The sequence below is a fragment of the Curtobacterium sp. B8 genome, from assembly GCF_000333315.1.
GTDB classification, from domain to species: Bacteria; Actinomycetota; Actinomycetes; order Actinomycetales; family Microbacteriaceae; genus Curtobacterium; species Curtobacterium luteum.
Map to the genome: position 1 here is coordinate 1 of NZ_BACW01000395.1, position 1,283 is coordinate 1,283.

2 protein-coding genes are annotated in these 1,283 nt (G+C 70.8%); both read right to left on the reverse strand.

The window, feature by feature from the left end:
• Nucleotides 1–63: 63 nt before the first annotated feature.
• Nucleotides 64–669: a pyridoxal 5'-phosphate synthase glutaminase subunit PdxT gene (pdxT, locus tag I59_RS10155; protein WP_022903775.1), complete on the reverse strand. Its 606-nt coding sequence runs from the start codon at nt 667–669 to the stop codon at nt 64–66.
• The coding region (locus tag I59_RS10160; protein ID WP_022903776.1) for a pyridoxal biosynthesis lyase at nt 659–1,283 on the reverse strand (625 nt) is incomplete at its 5' end. The genes pdxT and I59_RS10160, both read right to left, overlap by 11 nt.

A 1,283-nucleotide genomic window follows, 5' to 3' on the forward strand; every position in this document is an offset into this window, starting at 1 on the left:
CGAGGACTGTCGCCCACGACGAGTCTCGCGGCACCGCCGCGCGGGGCGCGACCGCGCTCCGCGTCAGGAGGCGTGCACGAGATCGAGGAAGCGCCGGTGGAACCGGTCCTCCCGCGCGACCTCGGGGTGGAACGCGCTGGCGATGACGTTGCCCTGCTGCACCGCCACGACCTGGCCGTCGGGCAGCGCCCCGAGGACCTCGACGCCCGGACCGTGCTCCTCCACCACGGGCGCCCGGATGAACACCGCGTGCACGGGCGCCTCGCCGAGCTCCGGCATCGGGATGTCGATCTCGAACGAGTCGTTCTGGCTGCCGAACGCGTTCCGCCGCACGGTCGTGTCGAGGACGTCGAGCGTCTGCTGGCCCGGGATGCCCGCGGCGATCCGGGAGGACAGCATGATCATGCCCGCGCAGGTGCCGTACGTCGGGAGCCCGCCGCGGATGGCCTCCGCCAGTGGTTCCGCGACGCCGAACGCCCGGGACAGCTTGTCCATGACGCTCGACTCACCGCCGGGGACGACCACGCCGTCGAGCGACGCGATCTCCTCCGGACGACGGAGCGGCACGACGTCGGCGCCGAGCTCCGTCAGCGAGGCGATGTGCTCGCGGAAGTCGCCCTGGAGGGCGAGGACGCCGATGCGGGGGTGCGCGGTCGGACTACCAGCCACGCTCGGCCAGGCGGTGCGGGGCCGGGACGTCGGCGACGTTGATGCCGACCATGGCCTCACCGAGCCCGCGGGAGACCTCGGCGATCACCTTCGGGTCGTCGTGGAAGGTCACGGCCTTGACGATCGCCGCGGCGCGCTTGGCCGGGTCGCCCGACTTGAAGATGCCGGAGCCGACGAACACGCCGTCCGCGCCGAGCTGCATCATCATCGCGGCGTCGGCCGGGGTGGCGACACCGCCCGCGGTGAAGAGCACCACGGGGAGCTTGCCGGTCTGCGCGACCTCCTTGACGACGTCGAAGGGGGCCTGGAGCTCCTTCGCGGCGACGTAGAGCTCGTCCTCCTTGAGGTACCGGAGGGCAGCGATCTCCTTGTTGATCGTGCGGATGTGCTTGGTGGCCTCGGACACGTCACCCGTGCCGGCTTCACCCTTGGAGCGGATCATGGCCGCGCCCTCGGTGATGCGACGGAGGGCTTCACCGAGGTTGGTCGCACCGCAGACGAAGGGCGTGGTGAAGTTCCACTTGTCGATGTGGTTGACGTAGTCGGCGGGCGAAAGCACCTCGGACTCGTCGATGTAGTCGACGCCGAGCTCCTGCAGCACCTGCGCCTCGACG